The sequence below is a fragment of the Lentilactobacillus kefiri genome (assembly GCF_009739535.1).
In the GTDB taxonomy this organism is placed as follows: domain Bacteria; phylum Bacillota; class Bacilli; order Lactobacillales; family Lactobacillaceae; genus Lentilactobacillus; species Lentilactobacillus kefiri.
On sequence record NZ_CP029971.1, the window covers coordinates 1,809,422 to 1,826,274 of the forward strand.

18 protein-coding genes, 2 tRNA genes and 1 other RNA gene are annotated in these 16,853 nt (G+C 39.0%); 7 read left to right on the forward strand and 14 right to left on the reverse strand.

All coding sequences use genetic code 11. From position 1 onward, the window contains the following. Window positions 1-104: 104 nt before the first annotated feature. The 6 genes from DNL43_RS08510 to DNL43_RS08540 all read right to left on the reverse strand — a co-directional run bounded on the left by DNL43_RS08510 (window position 105) and on the right by DNL43_RS08540 (window position 4,125). Window positions 105-599 carry a DUF5067 domain-containing protein gene (locus tag DNL43_RS08510; protein ID WP_056982296.1) on the reverse strand — a complete coding sequence of 165 codons (495 nt, stop codon included), beginning with the start codon at window positions 597-599 and terminating at the stop codon, window positions 105-107. 174 nt (window positions 600-773) lie between these two features. After that, complete coding sequence (locus DNL43_RS08515; RefSeq protein WP_056982290.1) at window positions 774-1,604, reverse strand: hypothetical protein; 831 nt, start codon at window positions 1,602-1,604, stop codon at window positions 774-776. A 20-nt stretch (window positions 1,605-1,624) separates the two neighbouring features. Continuing rightward, window positions 1,625-2,107 (reverse strand): hypothetical protein, encoded by a 483-nt coding sequence (locus tag DNL43_RS08520; protein ID WP_056982282.1) that lies wholly within the window; start codon window positions 2,105-2,107, stop codon window positions 1,625-1,627. 272 nt (window positions 2,108-2,379) lie between these two features. After that, window positions 2,380-2,832, reverse strand: a complete 453-nt coding sequence (locus tag DNL43_RS08530; protein WP_056982278.1) for a hypothetical protein — start codon at window positions 2,830-2,832, stop codon at window positions 2,380-2,382. Between the two features lie 101 nt (window positions 2,833-2,933). After that, window positions 2,934-3,300, reverse strand: a transfer-messenger RNA (tmRNA) gene (ssrA, locus tag DNL43_RS08535). A gap of 51 nt (window positions 3,301-3,351) precedes the next feature. Beyond that, window positions 3,352-4,125, reverse strand: a complete 774-nt coding sequence (locus tag DNL43_RS08540) for a Cof-type HAD-IIB family hydrolase (RefSeq protein WP_054769276.1) — start codon at window positions 4,123-4,125, stop codon at window positions 3,352-3,354. Between the two features lie 124 nt (window positions 4,126-4,249). On the opposite strand from DNL43_RS08540, the gene DNL43_RS08545 reads away from it, so the two are divergent. From DNL43_RS08545 to DNL43_RS08555, 3 genes are read left to right on the forward strand one after another with little or no spacing between them, the layout of a single operon-like run. Continuing rightward, entirely contained in the window at window positions 4,250-4,948 is a 699-nt protein-coding gene (locus tag DNL43_RS08545) for a cysteine peptidase family C39 domain-containing protein (protein ID WP_056982273.1), read from the forward strand. A gap of 14 nt (window positions 4,949-4,962) precedes the next feature. Beyond that, a complete protein-coding gene (locus DNL43_RS08550; RefSeq protein WP_054769273.1) occupies window positions 4,963-5,697 on the forward strand; it encodes a response regulator transcription factor in 735 nt (244 codons plus the stop codon). After that, window positions 5,694-7,157, forward strand: coding sequence for a sensor histidine kinase (locus tag DNL43_RS08555; RefSeq protein ID WP_056982260.1), 1,464 nt, complete (start codon window positions 5,694-5,696; stop codon window positions 7,155-7,157). Before DNL43_RS08550 ends, DNL43_RS08555 begins: the two co-directional genes overlap by 4 nt. A 76-nt stretch (window positions 7,158-7,233) precedes the next feature. Here the strand turns inward: DNL43_RS08555 and DNL43_RS08560 are convergent, their stop codons facing one another. Together DNL43_RS08560 and DNL43_RS08565 are read right to left on the reverse strand one after the other, a co-directional pair. Next, window positions 7,234-7,470, reverse strand: coding sequence for a hypothetical protein (locus tag DNL43_RS08560; protein ID WP_225426938.1), 237 nt, complete (start codon window positions 7,468-7,470; stop codon window positions 7,234-7,236). Between the two features lie 287 nt (window positions 7,471-7,757). Next, a tRNA-Glu gene (locus tag DNL43_RS08565) sits at window positions 7,758-7,831 on the reverse strand. 121 nt (window positions 7,832-7,952) lie between these two features. Here DNL43_RS08565 and DNL43_RS08570 point away from each other — a divergent pair. Continuing rightward, window positions 7,953-8,024 (forward strand) — tRNA-Gln (locus DNL43_RS08570). A gap of 577 nt (window positions 8,025-8,601) precedes the next feature. Here DNL43_RS08570 and DNL43_RS08575 read toward each other — a convergent pair. Next, entirely contained in the window at window positions 8,602-8,772 is a 171-nt protein-coding gene (locus tag DNL43_RS08575) for a hypothetical protein (protein ID WP_156645063.1), read from the reverse strand. A gap of 164 nt (window positions 8,773-8,936) precedes the next feature. Here DNL43_RS08575 and DNL43_RS08580 point away from each other — a divergent pair, with 164 nt between their 5' ends. Then, window positions 8,937-9,923: an IS30 family transposase gene (locus DNL43_RS08580; RefSeq protein ID WP_014562415.1), complete on the forward strand. Its 987-nt coding sequence runs from the start codon at window positions 8,937-8,939 to the stop codon at window positions 9,921-9,923. 282 nt (window positions 9,924-10,205) lie between these two features. Here the strand turns inward: DNL43_RS08580 and DNL43_RS08585 are convergent, their stop codons facing one another. The 3 genes from DNL43_RS08585 to DNL43_RS08595 form a co-directional block, all read right to left on the reverse strand. Then, the gene (locus DNL43_RS08585; RefSeq protein ID WP_054769904.1) at window positions 10,206-10,706 is read right to left on the reverse strand and encodes a S8/S53 family peptidase; all 501 of its coding nucleotides are present in this window, start codon (window positions 10,704-10,706) and stop codon (window positions 10,206-10,208) included. Further along, a complete protein-coding gene (locus tag DNL43_RS08590) occupies window positions 10,703-12,103 on the reverse strand; it encodes a protease pro-enzyme activation domain-containing protein (protein WP_056982415.1) in 1,401 nt (466 codons plus the stop codon). The genes DNL43_RS08585 and DNL43_RS08590 overlap by 4 nt, the downstream gene beginning before the upstream one ends. A gap of 206 nt (window positions 12,104-12,309) precedes the next feature. Next, window positions 12,310-13,085 (reverse strand): IS5 family transposase gene (locus tag DNL43_RS08595; protein ID WP_094753971.1). Its coding sequence is split into 2 segments (ribosomal slippage): window positions 12,310-12,758 and window positions 12,758-13,085, totalling 777 coding nucleotides; the frame shifts between segments, so codons are not numbered across the junction. A gap of 1,218 nt (window positions 13,086-14,303) precedes the next feature. Here DNL43_RS08595 and DNL43_RS08605 point away from each other — a divergent pair. After that, window positions 14,304-14,654, forward strand: coding sequence for an MmcQ/YjbR family DNA-binding protein (locus tag DNL43_RS08605; protein ID WP_095344930.1), 351 nt, complete (start codon window positions 14,304-14,306; stop codon window positions 14,652-14,654). 38 nt (window positions 14,655-14,692) lie between these two features. On the opposite strand, the gene DNL43_RS08610 is transcribed toward DNL43_RS08605, so the two are convergent. Next, window positions 14,693-15,316 (reverse strand): hypothetical protein, encoded by a 624-nt coding sequence (locus DNL43_RS08610; RefSeq protein WP_054769343.1) that lies wholly within the window; start codon window positions 15,314-15,316, stop codon window positions 14,693-14,695. A gap of 26 nt (window positions 15,317-15,342) precedes the next feature. Beyond that, on the reverse strand, window positions 15,343-15,672 hold the full coding sequence (locus DNL43_RS08615; RefSeq protein ID WP_054769342.1) for a hypothetical protein: 330 nt from the start codon (window positions 15,670-15,672) through the stop codon (window positions 15,343-15,345). A 164-nt stretch (window positions 15,673-15,836) separates the two neighbouring features. Here DNL43_RS08615 and DNL43_RS08620 point away from each other — a divergent pair, with 164 nt between their 5' ends. After that, on the forward strand, window positions 15,837-16,853 hold the full coding sequence (locus DNL43_RS08620; protein WP_056981492.1) for a serine hydrolase domain-containing protein: 1,017 nt from the start codon (window positions 15,837-15,839) through the stop codon (window positions 16,851-16,853).

Consider the following 16,853-nt stretch of genomic DNA (forward strand, 5'->3'; position numbering starts at 1 on the left):
TTGAATACAGTTGAATTTTAGCACAAGTGTGGTTCCATGAAAGAGCCGAGAAATAAAAGAATCCAGCCATTAGTTGGTGGCCGGATTCCTTGAGTTGTTCTCATTTATTTGATGCTGTATGTTTGAACACCGATTTTTTGATTGGTGCCATACTTGACAGCATGAATTTTAATTGGTGATTTTGTATCATATAAGTTCCATGCCAACGAGCCCTTTACCGATTGATTTTTCTTGATAACAGCTTTGTTGCTGGCAGCCAGCTTTTCATCGGGAAGGGGAGCAGCGGTTAACTTTTCCTTTGACTTCGCTGGTTGATATGCATGAAGCACCGAGGAAGCAGCCACTGGGGTGATCTTTTTGCCACTGGTATTTTTGATGGGATACCAAACGGCAAATATTGGCTTTTTACCAAACTCATTACCGGTTTCACCAGCTGGAATAACAGTGGTTTTGGTAATTTTTAGTTGGAAGTTTTTAACCTTAAGGGAATTTTTGCTGAAGCTTTGATTGTTGGAAGAATTCTTATGGCCCAGCGCACCACAACCCGCAAGCGAAATAGCCGCGATGAATGTCATAACAAACATAATTGCTTTTTTCATTTTCCAGTCTCCAATACTTTTACATTTATAAAATCTCATATTATTAATATTTTACGTGATTATGGTTAAAAAGTAACTCAAAAATTGTTGAGTCGGTTGATTAATTGTTGCCAACACCGTTCCATAGAAAAAGCAGAGCTAACGCGTAGCTCTGCTTATATCTAAAAAATTCGATTATTTTTGAATAGGTTTAGCTAAAACAATTCCAGGATACTCATCAACTTTTTCTTGATGGTGTTTATCATAATAGAATATTCCAATTTGATAATCACTCAATGATTCACGCTTCGTCTGGCCATAGCCAGCTTTATCCAAGGCTGTTTTGACCAATTTTAATCGTTGGCTATCAGACACATTATTTTTATAAAATGCGCGATCAAAATATTTATTTACCGAGTTTAACACAATTACGTCAGTGAATGATGGAAGTGATTTAATACCCGTGGTGGAGTCAGTTTGAACAGGGAATGAAGCCCATTCATAACTTAGTTTCCAAGACAATTTTGTGTTTGGAAATAGTTTTAAGACTTTTTTAGAAAATTTCTGGGATGGGGACTCATTAATATATTCAACATATTCCTGGTTATTGGAAAAGTTTCCCAGTGGCAGATTGTTCCAGGCTTTATAATTCGTATTATAACCTGGACGAAGATATCCGCGCCAAACAATGCCCTTTCGAGTGTAATCGTTCTTCGGCGTCCAGCCACTGATACCATAGTATATCGAGAGCTTACCATTATGTTTGTAAGTGTAAGTATGATTGCGATGCCAATTAGTGTTTGGATAGTTGTTTAACTGAAGAATTCGCTTAGTATGCTTACTGTTCCACATATAGACTTTTTTATGTTTGTATTGAGACTTAACTTGGAAATAGGCTGGTGAAGATTGCCATTGCGTTTTGACACGCTGATAGCCGGCAGCGTGAGTCGTGGGCATTGACATTGTCATACCAATTCCCAAAGTTGTGCCTGCGGTGATCATTAACAAAAGTGATTTGAATTTCATTTAATATTTTCCCCTAATAATCATGAATTAGAATTATTTAATGCTTGAAGTTCCGATATGATTTGCATGAGTTTGGCATGATAGATGTCCGAACGTAATGCAGTATTTTGCTGGCTGAACCAATATTGCTTGGCAGGTGCAACATAATTTTCGGGTACTTGATATTTGTCGGCAATTTGCTGGAATAGAGCCGGATTATCAGCGGCCTGCTGGATTCGGTAGAGGGGTTCTTCCTGGATAATTTTGACAACTTGTGGTCGAATCTCTTCCGGTAGCTTTGGCTGAACAATTTTAACAACCGTATTTTTGATTGGTTTGTCCAAAATCGTGTTGGTTTGCCGTTGGGCATCAGTCAGTTCATGTACTTGGTGGCCAACGTATAAAAAGCCGAACAAAAGAATCACTAGAATACTCAAAAAGACAATTAATTTAGTGTGTTTTGATTTTTTCTGTTCTTTCTTGGTTTGCTTCCGCTCTAGCCGTGATGGTGTCTGATTACTCATGATAGTGCCCCCTCGAACTTATTTACGTGTCGAGTATAACATTTATGATTTTAAGTCTAGGGATGAATGATTTCCGATCAGGAATTTTAAATATTTCTTTAGATAAAAAAATGGCAAGCAGCTTCGACCTTCTGAACGCTTGCGCGCCGATCATTACTTACTCACCTTGGTTTGGCACCGAGAAGTATTATAGCATGGAGACATTTAAAAGTCCAAGTTAAAATCAACTCGGCTGAATTCCCTTTAAGTAGGGGGGTCAGTGCTTTGAAATTCTAACGATAATAAACTTTGGAGAAATGTTTTTCAGCATAATGTGGGGTAATAATGCGTTCTTTTAATTTATAATGTGTTGCTCTTAATTTAACGTAATTCCATTTGTGCGAGTACACATATTCCACACCGCGTAATAAGTAGGTATAACGTCCATAACGTTTATAACTGACTCGATTCATTGAAAATGGATCGCCCAAGCCGAAAGCTGTATACGTTCTTCGGGTCATCTGAACGCCTTGCTTGAATTTAAAACGATATTTTCCTGATCCGGCATGCATGGTCCGATTGTAAGTTCCTCTGAGAATCTTCGGTGTGCCATAGTGCCATGAGGCTGCTTTGCTTTGTGTTTGCGAAACCGCCATGATACTAAAGGCAGAAACAAAGGTAAGTGCATATTTGGTTATTTTTTCCATGAGTAATTGTCCCTTCAAATATGAATAATTTTTGACCATTTCAATTCTACTCCAACTGTGTTTATTAAGAAATTGATTCTGGACAAAAAAGTCGGTCACAACAATGTGTTCAAACATTGTCATGACCGACTTTGAATATTCAATGGAGTCGGCGGGAGTTGAACCCGCGTCCGAGCATATCGCCACCCAGATATCTACGTTCATAGATCTATTATTTAAATTTCACTTGCTGAAACGCCATAAATCAAGGCACCCACAGCAGGCTAACCTGATTAGTCTCTTCAGTCCGCTTCAGGTGGGAGTAAACTGCGTGAGCCCATTAAATTTAAGACCCAGATCTAACCCATGGGCGAAGTTAGGAGGATCTACGTTAAGCGCTTATTAGGCAGCTAAAGCGTAAGAATTGTTATTATTTTTTGCAGTTATAATAAACTGGGCGGTTTTACGTGGCGCTGCACGAAACGCAATCCGGACTCAACCTATACCCGTCGAATCCATAACGACCCCGATACAACTAATATCTTATCATAAACAGACAAAACTTAGAAGTAATCCAACTTAAAGCAGGCCAAAATGTTTTAAGCCATTCACGATGCCGTGTTCAGTGTTCTTAGTTGTGATGTATTCTGCGTATTTCTTAACGTTTGGCAAACCATTTTCCATGACAACGGGATGATCCACAAAGTCCAGCATAGGGATGTCGTTATTGCCGTCACCGAATGCATAGGTTGGGATGCCTTGTAATTTGGCATTGGCAATCAATTGTTGGATACCCGTTTTCTTTGAACTGCCTTTGTGGACAACGTCCATGCTAAATGGCGTATTTCTAAAGAAGGTCAGGGTATCTGCAAAACGATCAATATAGCGGTCATCCGGGCCCTTGGTATTAATGAGCATCATGACGACTTCCTGTTTTTCAATGAAGTCATCAACCCCCAGGTTGGGCATTCGTGAGTTGATAAAGTTGTAGTTCCCGCGGACAATGTCATTAATGAAATTAATCCTGGCACCGGTGCTGTTCATGACAGTGGTGGCTTCATTGTTCGATTTGGCGAAGGCCACGAAGTCTTTAACGACTTTTTTGTCAATTAATGCCTTGTAAACTGGTTTGCCTTCAAAGATGACATAGCTGCCGTTTGCGGAAACCACAGTATCAATCCCTGTTTTGCGCATTGTATTGGGAATTTCAAAAAGGTTTCGGCCAGTTGAAATAACTGGCAGGACGCTATTTTCTTTCAATTGATGCATTGCGTCAGCCACATCCTGGTCAACGCGGGTTTGTTCGTTATATAAAGTATGGTCAAGGTCAAAAAATGCAATTCCTTTATACATAAGTGAGCCATCCTTTTCATGATTGAATTTATAAACATATACACCACCATCATAACAATATTGCGACTTTTCAAGCAAGTTTCTTCAATTATTGTTAAAATAGATTACATATGGGGTGATTTGATTGGAAAAAACAACCATTGCGAATGAAAAAACCAGCCGATTTTTCGTCAGGTTGAGAAGAATTCCCGGCGAACATTGGTATTTGGCTGATGGCAGTGAAAAAAATGTCAATCCAAAAAGTAAACTCAAGGTTCCTGATAGCATCAAAGCTCAGGACTTCTTAATTGATGAAATTAGTTTTTTTAATAAATTAGTCTGGTATCACTTCACTTGTGGAGATTTACAAGGCTGGCTGCCGAAACGCAACATTCGTAAAACTTTTAGAAGATTGGATGTTGATCCAATTAAGCAGGCCACTCAGTCCGACATTGATAATCAATGCACGGCTATTTTAATGTTGCTTGAAAGCTCCGGCATTCAGCTGAGTGTCGATGATCTGAAGGCAGATGTTGAAAAGTGGAACGCGGGATCCGGATCGCTGATGGAATTAAGTGACTTAATCATTTCAAAGACGCATTCAATTCGTGATTTGAACGGCGCTAATTTCAGAAAACTGGATAAGCAATTATTACGCCGACGACCAATTTTGGTAAAGGTTGCGGGAATGGATAATTTAAAATCAAGCTTAATTTTACTGACTGGTTTCAACCGAAAAACATACTATTATAATGATCCATGGACTGGTAAATTAGAATCGATTTCACAACAGCACTTAAGGAAACATTGGAAACGCGGAAATTTAGAAGCAATCAGTTATTGAAGGCGGGTTAAAAAATGAAATTGCTAATGATTGAAGACAATAAATCTGTATCTGAAATGATGCAAATGTTTTTCCAGAAGGAAGGGTGGGATGTCACCTTTGCTTATGACGGAATTGAAGCTGTGGATAAGTTTAATGAAAGCCCTGATAGCTGGGATATGATTACTCTCGACTTGAACCTGCCCAAGAAAGATGGAATGGAAGTGGCCAAAGAAATTCGGGCCAAGTCACAAACCGTCCCCATTATTATGTTAACTGCCCGTGATTCAGACAGTGATCAGGTTTTGGGATTTGAAATGGGTGCCGACGATTACGTTACCAAGCCGTTTTCACCAATTACTTTGGTTGCCCGGATTAAGGCGCTTCAACGGCGGGCTCATACTGAAAGCGAAGGCGATGAGAAGCCTACTGATGAGGAAACCAAGGGGACGTTTGATATTGAAACGGATCACTTCAAGTTAAACACCAGCACCCGCGAGGCTTACTTGGATGACAAGCGGATTTCTGATCTGACACCCAAAGAGTTTGATTTATTGAAGACCTTGGCCCAAAAGCCACGTCAGGTATTTTCTCGTGAACAGCTGTTGGAAACGGTTTGGAACTATGAATATTATGGTGATGAACGAACCGTTGACGCTCACGTTAAAAAGCTCCGTCAAAAAATTGAAAGAGTTGGCCCTCAAGTGATTCAGACTGTTTGGGGTGTTGGATACAAATTCGATGATAGTGAAGTGGATAATAAAAAATGAAAATGATTTATCAGCAATTATTGGCATTCTTTTTAGTGATTGCTTGTACAATTTTGTTACTTGGTTTTTCATTTGGGCGAATGTCGAAAACATTCGTTTATGACACCACTTGGCATAATTTAGAAAAGTATTCCGATAGTCTTATTCAACAATCATTGACCATTAGCTCAAAGAACAAGGCGAAAGTCACCTTTGATGAAGAAAAGCTGAAAAATTCTGAAGCCTTATTGGAAAACCAGGCTGTTCATTTCACGGTGTTTAGTCCAAAAGACCAAGTCATTTATCCAAACAACGGCGTTGCGCCAAGAATTACCAAGAATGATTGGCAGCATCTTCGAAGAAATCAAATTGTTCGAAAAGTGAATAACAAAAATTTCAAACTTCGTAACGGGAAGACCCGTCCTGCGATGATTGAAGTACTGAAACCTTATTATTATAAGAAAAAGTTAGTGGCGGCCGTCACGGTTGGAGCGTTCATTTCGGATGTGAATTCCAATGTTAAGCGAATCAACCGCGACCTGCTGAAGGCACTTTTTGTTGCATTGTTCATTTCAATGTTTGTCAGTTTCTTCATTGCCAGACGACTTAATCGCCGGATCAGCAAGCTTCGAAGTGCTGCCAACCAGGTTTCAAATGGGAACTATAAAATTCGTTTGAAACCAGGTGCCAAAGACGAGATTGGGGAACTGATTATTGACTTTAACCATATGACGCGGTCGCTCCAGCAGGCAAACAATGAGATTCAGCGCCAAGAGGAACGACGTCAAGAGTTTCTGGCCAATGCTGCTCATGAAATGCGGACGCCATTAACGACAATTTCCGGAATTCTTGAGGGGATCAAGTACGACGTCATTCCGCAGGAGTCCAGGGCAAAAAGTATTGATCTGATGAGCAGTGAAACCCAAAGATTGATTCGATTGGTCAACGAGAATTTGGATTACGAAAAGATTCGTTCGAACTCCATTCAGTTGGATAAGCGTCATTTCAATGCTGCCAAGGTTCTTGAAAACGTGATTGATCAACTTAACAGTAAGGCGGAGGAATCCGGCGACACACTGGTCTTGAATGCACCTAAGGACCTGTCAATCTTTGCTGACTATGACCGTTTCGTCCAGATTGTCTTTAATATTGTGACCAATGCGATCCAATTTACAAACAAAGGAACCATTACTGTGACTGGTGAACGTGGTTATAACGAAACTATTGTTAAAGTAGCCGACACAGGTATTGGGATGTCCGAGGATCAGCAGAAAAACATTTTTGAACGTTATTATAAGGCCGATGCGTCTCGGCGTGCCGGTAAGTATGGCGAATCTGGATTAGGACTTGCCATTGTCCATCAATTAATTAAAGCCCATGGTGGGAAAATTTCAGTATCTTCCAAGTTGGGAAAGGGGACCACGTTTACGGTTATCATTCCCGATGCGACAGCTGCTGAAAAGGCTCAACAAAAAAACTAAACTAAACAAAAAAAGTCATCATCTTCTCCAACTTGAGTTATCTCAAAGTTGAGGAAGATGATGACTTTTTTCATTATTAGTCTTTTGATTCTTGCTTGGCGTGGTCTTCGTAGGCTTTTTTACCTTTTTCAGTGAGTCCGTTAATTTCGTTTCTTTCTGTTTCAATATAACCGGCATCAACCAATGGTTTGGGGTTTCCACCAATGACGTTGTCACAATAATCAACAAAGTGGGTAACTGGTGTGCCTGATGATACTCGACCGGTTGCAATTGCTTTTAAAATTTCATAATCCGTTGCTGTTAATTCCATCATGAAGCCTCCTAGATTTTCTGAATTAATAATACCACCATGTTGACTAATCACCTTTGATTTTGTTTGAAAAACGAAATGTCAGGTGATTATATCGTTTACGGTTCAATGAGAAAAATATTTTTTTGACTATTTATGGGACAGAAACTGATAGATTTACGAAATTTAGACTTGATCTGAACATCCTTGAGCAGAAAAGGGGGATTTTTAATTTTGAAAATGTTGAGGGTATAACAAAAGCCGCTAAACACTGATGTATCAATGCTTAGCGGCTCTTGATTGTTCAATTATCACCCGCACGGGGCTCGAACCCGTAACTCCGCCTTGAGAGGGCGACGTCTTAAACCAGTTTGACCAGCGGGCAATGCTATCAAACTCACTAGACTAGTTTATCTAAATCAGACCTGTTTGTCAACAAGGGAAATTTAAATATAAAGTTGACAAAAGCAATAAAAATCTTTAATATATTTAGTTGTGATATTCATTGGGTATTCGCCAAATGGTAAGGCAACGGACTCTGAATCCGTAATTTACTGGTTCGACCCCAGTATACCCAATTATTCTTTTTAAAGTCGATTTTGTAGGTAGCCCAAGTCTGATGAGACTGGGCTTTTTTGTTTTTGGATTATCTGTCAGTGTCCCCAATTTAGCAAAAAAGTAAGCTAAAATTTTATGTGTTGAGTTCAATTCGCGTTGCTGTTAAATAAAAAAAATCACCCGAAACTATTAAAAATTCAAATATTCAGCTAATTCCTTGGCTGAATCATGTTGTTCCCTTGGCCTGTAGGTGTGTAAATATCCGTAGTGGTTATAATTGAAGCGTGGCCGAGTTGTCCTCGAACTTCTTTAGGAGTTGATCCAGAGGGTTGCATAGGTGTAGGGGAAAGCATGGACGGTAACTTTTTTGGATCGTAGTTATCGATAAAATTTTCGACGCATAACTGTGGCTTGACTTTGGTTGGTACGTTTCGTTATTTTTACTGGAGAAAACTAAATTGTCACCAATGTGGTAGTTCGTAGCATAGAAGCAAAATTGGCCGCCATGAGTTCGATTGAATACCGAATTCACAACGACCAGTTGTGGGCTTAAAAGTTTTTAACTATCTCCAATTATCGGGGTTAACTTCAAAATGATTATTGAAGCATCCCTTTTGCAAGTGGATGGGCTGAATAAGCTTTTTGGGTTAGATGGTGAAACCCAACATTTACTTTTGTCCTTTTAGGAAGCTTGCCAAAGAAGTTCCAATCAATATTGTAGAATGCAGCATATTTTTTACCGTTGATTCGATATGTACTGCGTTTCATATTCATTGTTCCATTCGCACCGGTCCAAGATGCCCCGTACCATCCGTGAGTTCCTTTTTTTAACTGGCGAATTTACAATTGAAATGCAACACAAAGTAAAAAAATAAACCCATACCGGGTAGAATCTGTTTAACGACCAAATCAAACAATTCGAGGTATCCGGTATGAGCTATAAACATCTTACTATAAAAGAACGTGAAATACTTATGTTTTTACGAGCTAAGGGGTTATCTATCCGGGCTGTTGCGTTACGGCTGGGGCGAAATCCAAGCACTATTTCACGGGAGTTAAAACGTTGTGCAGGTAATTATTCCCCAAGCAAAGCAGATAATGACTATCATCAAAAGCGGCAGAATTGTCACAAGAAGCGACTATTAGACAGCCATCCACAATTACGTCGTCAAATTGTTCATTACATCTTAGATCTGCACTGGTCACCAGAGCAGATTACCGCTCGCTTTAATAAGGAACATCAATGGTGTGTTAGCTACAACACAATTTACCGTCATATCTATCAACACAATTTAGGTGAGAAGTACTCCTCACGTGGTGATACCGGTATTCAGCGCCATCTCAGACATAAACATCGGACTCGGCATTCAAAGAATACTAGACGACATCGAGAAGTACAGACCGACTATATCTCGATCCATGAGCGCCCTGGTTTTATCAACCAGCGTCAACGTATAGGTGACTGGGAAATTGATACTGTGATTGGTCGAACGGGTCACTCCATCCTTTTAACGGTTGTCGATCGGCTTAGTCGGCTTACGCTTATCAAAAAGGTTGTGCAAAAGGACTCGCAGGAGATAAATAAAGGCTTAGTTGAACTGTTAGGGGCCATTCCTAAAGAATTTGTTCATTCTATTACACCAGATCATGGGACCGAATTTCTTCATCTTGATGAAATCAGCGAAAGGTTAGGTGTTACTGTCTATTGGCCCGATCCATATTCGCCTGAACAGCGTGGAACAAATGAGAATACAAATGGATTAATCCGGGAATATTTTCCCAAGCGAACAGATATTGATAATTATACAGAACAGGACGTTGAACACTGCCAAAAGCAGTTAAATCAACGTCCTCGCAAAGTGTTAAACTATGAAACCCCATATGAAGTATTTTTTGACAAACCGTTGCACTTAGTTTGACAATTCAAGTCTTATAAAAGATGATTGACTTATTATACCGTCTCTTAAAAGTTGCCTGAGGAACTCCAATGTGTCTTCCCGAATTATTCGTGTTATCTAACCAATCTGTTACATTAAATAGCACCGTTGTGAAAGGTAACTCAAACTTACCTCAGACTTAGTCATAACATAAAAGATACTATCGGTATTCATATACTTCCGCACATCCGAGTTCATCATTGAGTCTCTCCTTTTCAACTTTCCAACTTAGTTGGCCCTTAGAGCTTTCCAAGTTAAATACATCTATTGATACTTTAAAAATAACTTTTTAAAATCGGGAACTCCTAAACCAGTAGCCTGGTTATACACTTTCCCAGGCTCTCCAGTATAATAGTTATTACAATTATTAGTTGTTCCATTCAATGACTTAAATACCGAATTGCCATATTTAGCTAATTGATAAATCTGAGGATTCCAGAATCCCATCTTTTTATGGCCAGGAGAACTATCAATTAAGGCAGCAATTCCCGCAAATTGTGGAGCAACAATGCTTGTTCCACCAGAAATGCCCCATGAATCTTTTCCATCTTGCTGGTAAACTTGATATCCCATCATATTTGCCGATATATCAGGATAATTTCGACCATAGTCTTTTCCACTAAGAAGCGGTGGCGTGCCATTTATTGGTAGCAAACTATAAGAAAAGTATTGCCGCGCATGAAATGTATTAATCCCAGGAATACCGATTTGATAACTGGGTGTACGATAAAAGTGAGCAAAGCCGCCACCACTGCCGCCTATCATTTCTCTAGCAATAGCAAGTATATGTTTTCTTTTTGGTAATTAGACCAAATATTTGTAGCAAATCCCCATGCAGTTTCTGGGCCTCGATATCTAAACATATACCCATTTTCCTTTATAGTGAAAGAGCGAACTGTTGCTCCCACACTTGTTACAAAGGGGTTCGTGGCTAATGGATCTTGTCCTGTGTTTTGATAATCCAATAATGCATGATTTTTATACGTAGATCTCAACTCTCCGTGAATTCCAAAGTCACCTGCTGCAGTAAAATTAGAGTCCCCCTCTAGAGCACCCTGAGCTAAAACTAAATTAAGTAGGTAGCGATAATGTGGCGTGACCAATCGGTGACGTGCTAAATAAGCTATCTGGTTTCCAAGACCCCAACTACTAGTTGTTACTGATATTTTTGGATCATCAAAGGCTGTCAGATAAGCATTGAGAAAATTCATAATATTAGGGTATGGTTCTGGAACAAAAAAGATTTTAACTTTTGCACGTTTGGCAATTGCACCAGCAATTTCTGCATCTTGTGTTGCTTCTAAATCATCTTTTCCAGCTGGAGTTTTTTCAAATCGATTTGAAAAAACTTCTCTTATTTTTAATCTCTTTTGACTAGTACTTGCTCCTTCATGTTGCCAAAAATGTATCACATTTTTCTTCTTAGCAGCTCCAAAAGCGATGATACCTATTTCCGTTCCTCTACCAGTTAATCCCTTACGATATAGATATTCTCCATCATAATGTCTCATAATTTTTTTAACATCTGATTTGCCTCTATTCGATTTTTCTCCTTTCATTTCTGAATTATTAAAAGAATCGCTAAATACATTATGATAGTTGTAATCCGTGATCCCAATTATCGTTAAAACAGTTCTCGACAATTCTTTCGGTATATAGTTTTTTCTTGTCCCAAAACGAACAGGGTTATTGTGATAAATAGCCTTCTGAAGTCTAATATTAAAAACCTTATCGATAGACCTTACCCGACCACTAACTTTAAGTACCATACGATTTTTAAACCAAGAGCATTTTAAATGGTGTTGATTTAAATAATGGTTCCATTTAATTAATATTCTCAATGGCTGACCATAATATGTTCCAATTTTGTTTGCTGTTAGGTAGTGCTTGAATTGTAAACTACCCGGAGTATTAACTGATGTAGCCTGGTGTAAAAATTTACCAGGCTGTTTCGGATTTAAGATAATATCAAAGTTTTTATATTCATTTCCTTTTATCCAACTTGGATGGATAATTTTCGGAGTCGTTAAGGCCTCATACGACTGAATGTTTGACTTATAGGAAGCTGCCTTAGCTTTATTACCATTAAATGGGCAGGGTAATATCAACCCAATCAAAAATGCTATATTTACCAGACTACTTATTAAATATCCCTTACGCATAAGATCCTCCTATATATAACTTTATAGTTTCTGTTCACTCACAAATCCTTTATATTCTGGCAATTTTGTCGATAGTTCTTTATGAGTTCCACAAGTAAGTATTCGATGGTTACCAACGTAATGAATTATGTCTGAATATACAATTGTTGATAGGCAATCCGTAAATAAGATAACTGTTCTGCCTTTTACTAGGGTCTGTCTGGAAACTATTTAAGCCAAATCAAAATTGAAGCAATGTAAATGGTTTGTAGAAAAACATGCACTAGTTTATCATATCGCGTCGCAATCCGCCGGTAATTCTTCAATTGATTAAAGTAATTCTCGATCAAATGGCGTTCACAATAGACGTAATAATCACAATCCCACTTGTCTTGGGCATTACTTTTAGGTGGAATCGTATATTGACCGCCTTCAGCTTCAATATACTGGCGCAGTTCCTTAGTCCCATAAGCTTTATCGGCAATCAGATTAACGCCGGCTAAAGCTAATTGTCGCAGTAATGGTTCAGCTGCCCGACTATCATGAACTTGGCCGCCGGTAAGGATAAAACATAATGGATTTCCAAGGCCATCCACCACCGCATGAATTTTAGTGGTTCGACCACCACGGCTTAGACCGATGGCTTGATTCTCAACGTCACAGCGGGCGTTTTTTTAGCGCCCGTGGCCTTTTGATGAGCTCGAATGCTAGTTGAATCGAGGCTGATATTTTCCATATCCGGTTCATCGATCAAATCCTTAAAGATCCGTTCAAACAAGCCGGCATCAACCCAACTACGATAACGACTATAGCTGGTTTTCCATGAACCGTATCGTTCAGGAATATCACGCCAGGTGGCGCCACTTTTTAGCAACCAGAGAACCGCATTAAAAACTTGGCGATTAGGTATTTTAGGTGGGCGTCCGGTTTTATAGGGCGGAAAACGGTCCTCAATCCGGGCCCATTGCTCATCAGTAATTTCATAACGTTTCGGAATTGTCATCGGCGAAAACCTCAATTTGTTTTTTATCAAGATTATACACGATTATTTTGTTTCCAGACAGACCCTAATCATTCCAGTGACGTTAATATATTTTTTCGGAATCGGAATCCAAGCTTGAAGTAATTTCATCTAGAATAATAATTGGTGTCTCTTTTAAATATGTTCTAGCAATTTGTTGTGTCTGACGTTGTTCACCGGATAATTTAACGTCTTGTTCACCAACAATAGTTCAAATTCTTTTTGGCATTAAACTAATATTGCATGGCACATTAGCAAATCTAAAGCATGGTTAATGTCGTATCATCTGTATCTACTCCAAACCATAAATTATCCTTTATAGAGTAGGATAAGATACTATTTTATTGATTAACAATACTAAATAATATACGTTAGCTATGTAACGTGTATTTGTAAGCAGATGCTTTTCCAAGCAATAGTTCTCCTTTATCAATTGGATAAAGCCTGGTCAGAATGTAATAGTGATTGTTTTTTCAGCTTCTGAAGGTTCACCAATTGTAATTTCTTATGTTCTCGAAGCATAAACCAACATTTTTCAAAGCTTCATATTGTTCATAAGTAAAATAAACATTCTTTAAAATTACGGAATTGTATTCTTGCTTGCCAGAAATCACTAAACCACTCTTATCTTCAATTGGAAAAGTAAACCAAAAAGGAGACTAGGTTCCAAGAGTCATTGAGCACAAGGAGTAAATAGAATCACTTACAGAAGATGCTAAAGCCACTCTTGCATATATGGCTTCGACTACTGTGCTTCAATTCCAATCTTTGTGGATCATCTTTATCAGTAAATTGCTGTTATAAATCCAGAACTGGATTATTCACGGTTCTCATCTCATTATTAATTGAACTAAATTCAGGCTATCACCATAATTATCGGATTCAAGGTGTTTTACAACTTTTTTACAATACAAAGATTATCATGGATCAATTTGCTTTAGTTAAACAAACATTGGATATTTGATCTGATTAATAATCACAAAAAAATGTTCATTTCTATGTTTAATCGGACTATTTTGAGTAAAAAAATGACATTTCATCCGCACTTTTGGGGTTCACTTCACTTGCACACAAGACAACTTTTGTGGCATCAAAAGACGTTTTGAAGTTTGTTAAAGAGATGGGATATGATACTACATTGGATTGAAACTAATTTTCGTGATTAAGGATTCTAATACTTTTGAGTTAGGAGAGTTAAATTTGCCCGTTGATGAAGTGATGACTTATGTTTTAAACAAATACCATGTCCGTCCTGAATATCTTTGGAAAAAGTATCCCAGCTATGCGGTCCTTCGGCATGTGGATAATCGGAAATGGTTTGGCTTGGTCATGCAGGTTAGGAAGCAACAACTCGGCCTTGAAGGCAGCGGCTCTGAAGCAATCATGGATATTAAGCTTGATCCAAAGGAAGTCGAGTTCCGCCAGGGGACACCAGGATTCCTGTCAGCCTATCATATGAATAAAAATCACTGGTTGGCGATGAGGTTGGAACAATTAGATTTCAAACAAATTACCGATTTAATTGATGAAAGTTACCAGTTAACAAAATAAAAACGACTGTGAAATTTATTCGCAGTCGTTTTTGTGTATTATTTTGATTCATAATAGTTATCTGCTTTGGCCTTTAACTGGTTCGTTTGAAGCTGATCCAGATTTAATTTTGTCAAAGTATTTTTTGTAAATGTACTCTTAATGATCTTTCGCTTCTTGTTATTGCCCAAGTCCCGGTTAAAGGTAATGTTGAATGTGTCATACTGTTGATATTTGGAATTCTTGATTGCTTTCAAAACGGCGATTGTCGTCAGTCGAAATGATTCAACTGTATCCCGCTTGTCAGTGACTTCAACATTGAAGATTCTTGGGCTCGTCACAATTTTGCTCTGATGTTCAAATAAGAGGCTGTGAGTGGTGCTCAAAGTGTGCTTGACTGAATCCTCAGTGGATTTAGTCGGCTTCTTGCTGGTTTTCTTGGTTGTCTTTTCAGTTCTTTCAGCCTGCTCGGCATTGCCCTTTTTAATGACTTCCTTGCCCTTGGGCGAATTAAAGAACAATGTTCCAAAGACGACCAGTAAAACGAGCGAGATGAGGGCATATTTGCCATATGGATACTTGCCGTGTTTGCCAGTGACTTTAAAATACACAAACATCGCAAAAAAGATCACCATTGCATAAGACGAAAGCTTGGTGATGACATCGAATAATGTGCTAATCAAAAGTTGTTCTCCTTTATGTTGACCGTTTATTCAAAAGACAGATCAACTAAGTATTTGTGCTTATCAATCAGGTGTGAGGTTGTGATCCACAACTCATGATAATTGGCGTCTTTAACTTGCGTCATATCATGGAAATAGTCGAGTAGGTCACCGTACATCGTCATGAAATCCGATGACATTCGGTTAACTTCCAACTTTTGTTTTGGAAAATAAATTTCCGGATTGCCTAATTTGACGGTGTCATCCAGGTACATTTCGACAACGTTATCGTAGGTGGACGGCTTAGTCAGCACTTTGTCAGGATGGGCCTTAATGTATGAAAGTACATGATAAATTGTGTCTGAATTACTTGCCACTTGCTTTTCCTCCTATCCTTGCAGTTCTACGTATCTTATTGTAACAAATATGAAACGTCTCGGGAGAAATTTTTGGATTGGCCAAACGTGATGGAATCTTTAATCATTCCGCTATTAGCGGTACAATAAACACAATTAATTTTCATCACGAAAGGAAATCGTCAATGGATTATCCAGATACTGTCGCAAAAATTCACCAATTTGTTCAGCTGGGAATTGTGCCGGGGGTTAGTTATGCAATCGTAGACGATGACGGCATTCAGGCTGATGTTTTTGGTCAGCAGGAACTGGTGCCCGACAAATTGCCACTTCACAGTGGGGAACTGTACGACCTTGCGTCTTTGACCAAGGTTGTTGGAACAACCAACCTGATTTTAAAGCTACTTGTATTAGGCAAAATCTCTTTAAACGACTCTTTTAGTAAATATTTTCCGGAATGGCAGTCCCCACAAGTGACGGTGCGCCATTTATTGACCCATACATCGGATATCGTTGGGTATATTCCCAATCGCAATCAGCTGCCTAAATCAGAATTGATGCCCGCACTACTCAATTTGAAGAGTGGGCCAGACATTGGCAGGGTGGTTCACTATCAGGATTATAATTACATCTTTTTGGGATGGATTGCTTCCAAGGTGATGGGCGAGCCTGTTCAACAATTGATCAGTGAAATGGTCTTAAAACCGCTTGAACTTAAACACGCCACGTTCGTACCGGATCAAATCAACAACGTCGTTCCAACAGAACTGATCCCTGGCAAGGGTCTGATTCATGGTACAGTTCATGATCCCAAAGCCAGAATTTTAGGTGCAGATTGTGGTTCAGCCGGATTGTTTGCGACATTGGATGATTTAGTCCATTTCTCAAGATGGCTGTTGGGCGATATTCAATACCCCGACTTTCTGCCTGATGAATGGTTGGATCAACTGTTTGTCGACCAGACTCCAGGCCGCATGAAGAATCGTTCGTTTGGCTGGATCCTTCGTCACTTTGACGACCATCCATATATTCTTCACACCGGCTACACTGGAACATTGATTGTGGTTGATCGTGTAACCCACAAGGCACTGGTATTCTTATCCAATCGGGTTCACCCGAACGCCACTAATAAACTATTTTTCCCATACCGAAGTGAATTGATCCGAACGTTTGTGAAAGAAAATGTTCGTCCAAAAGACTAA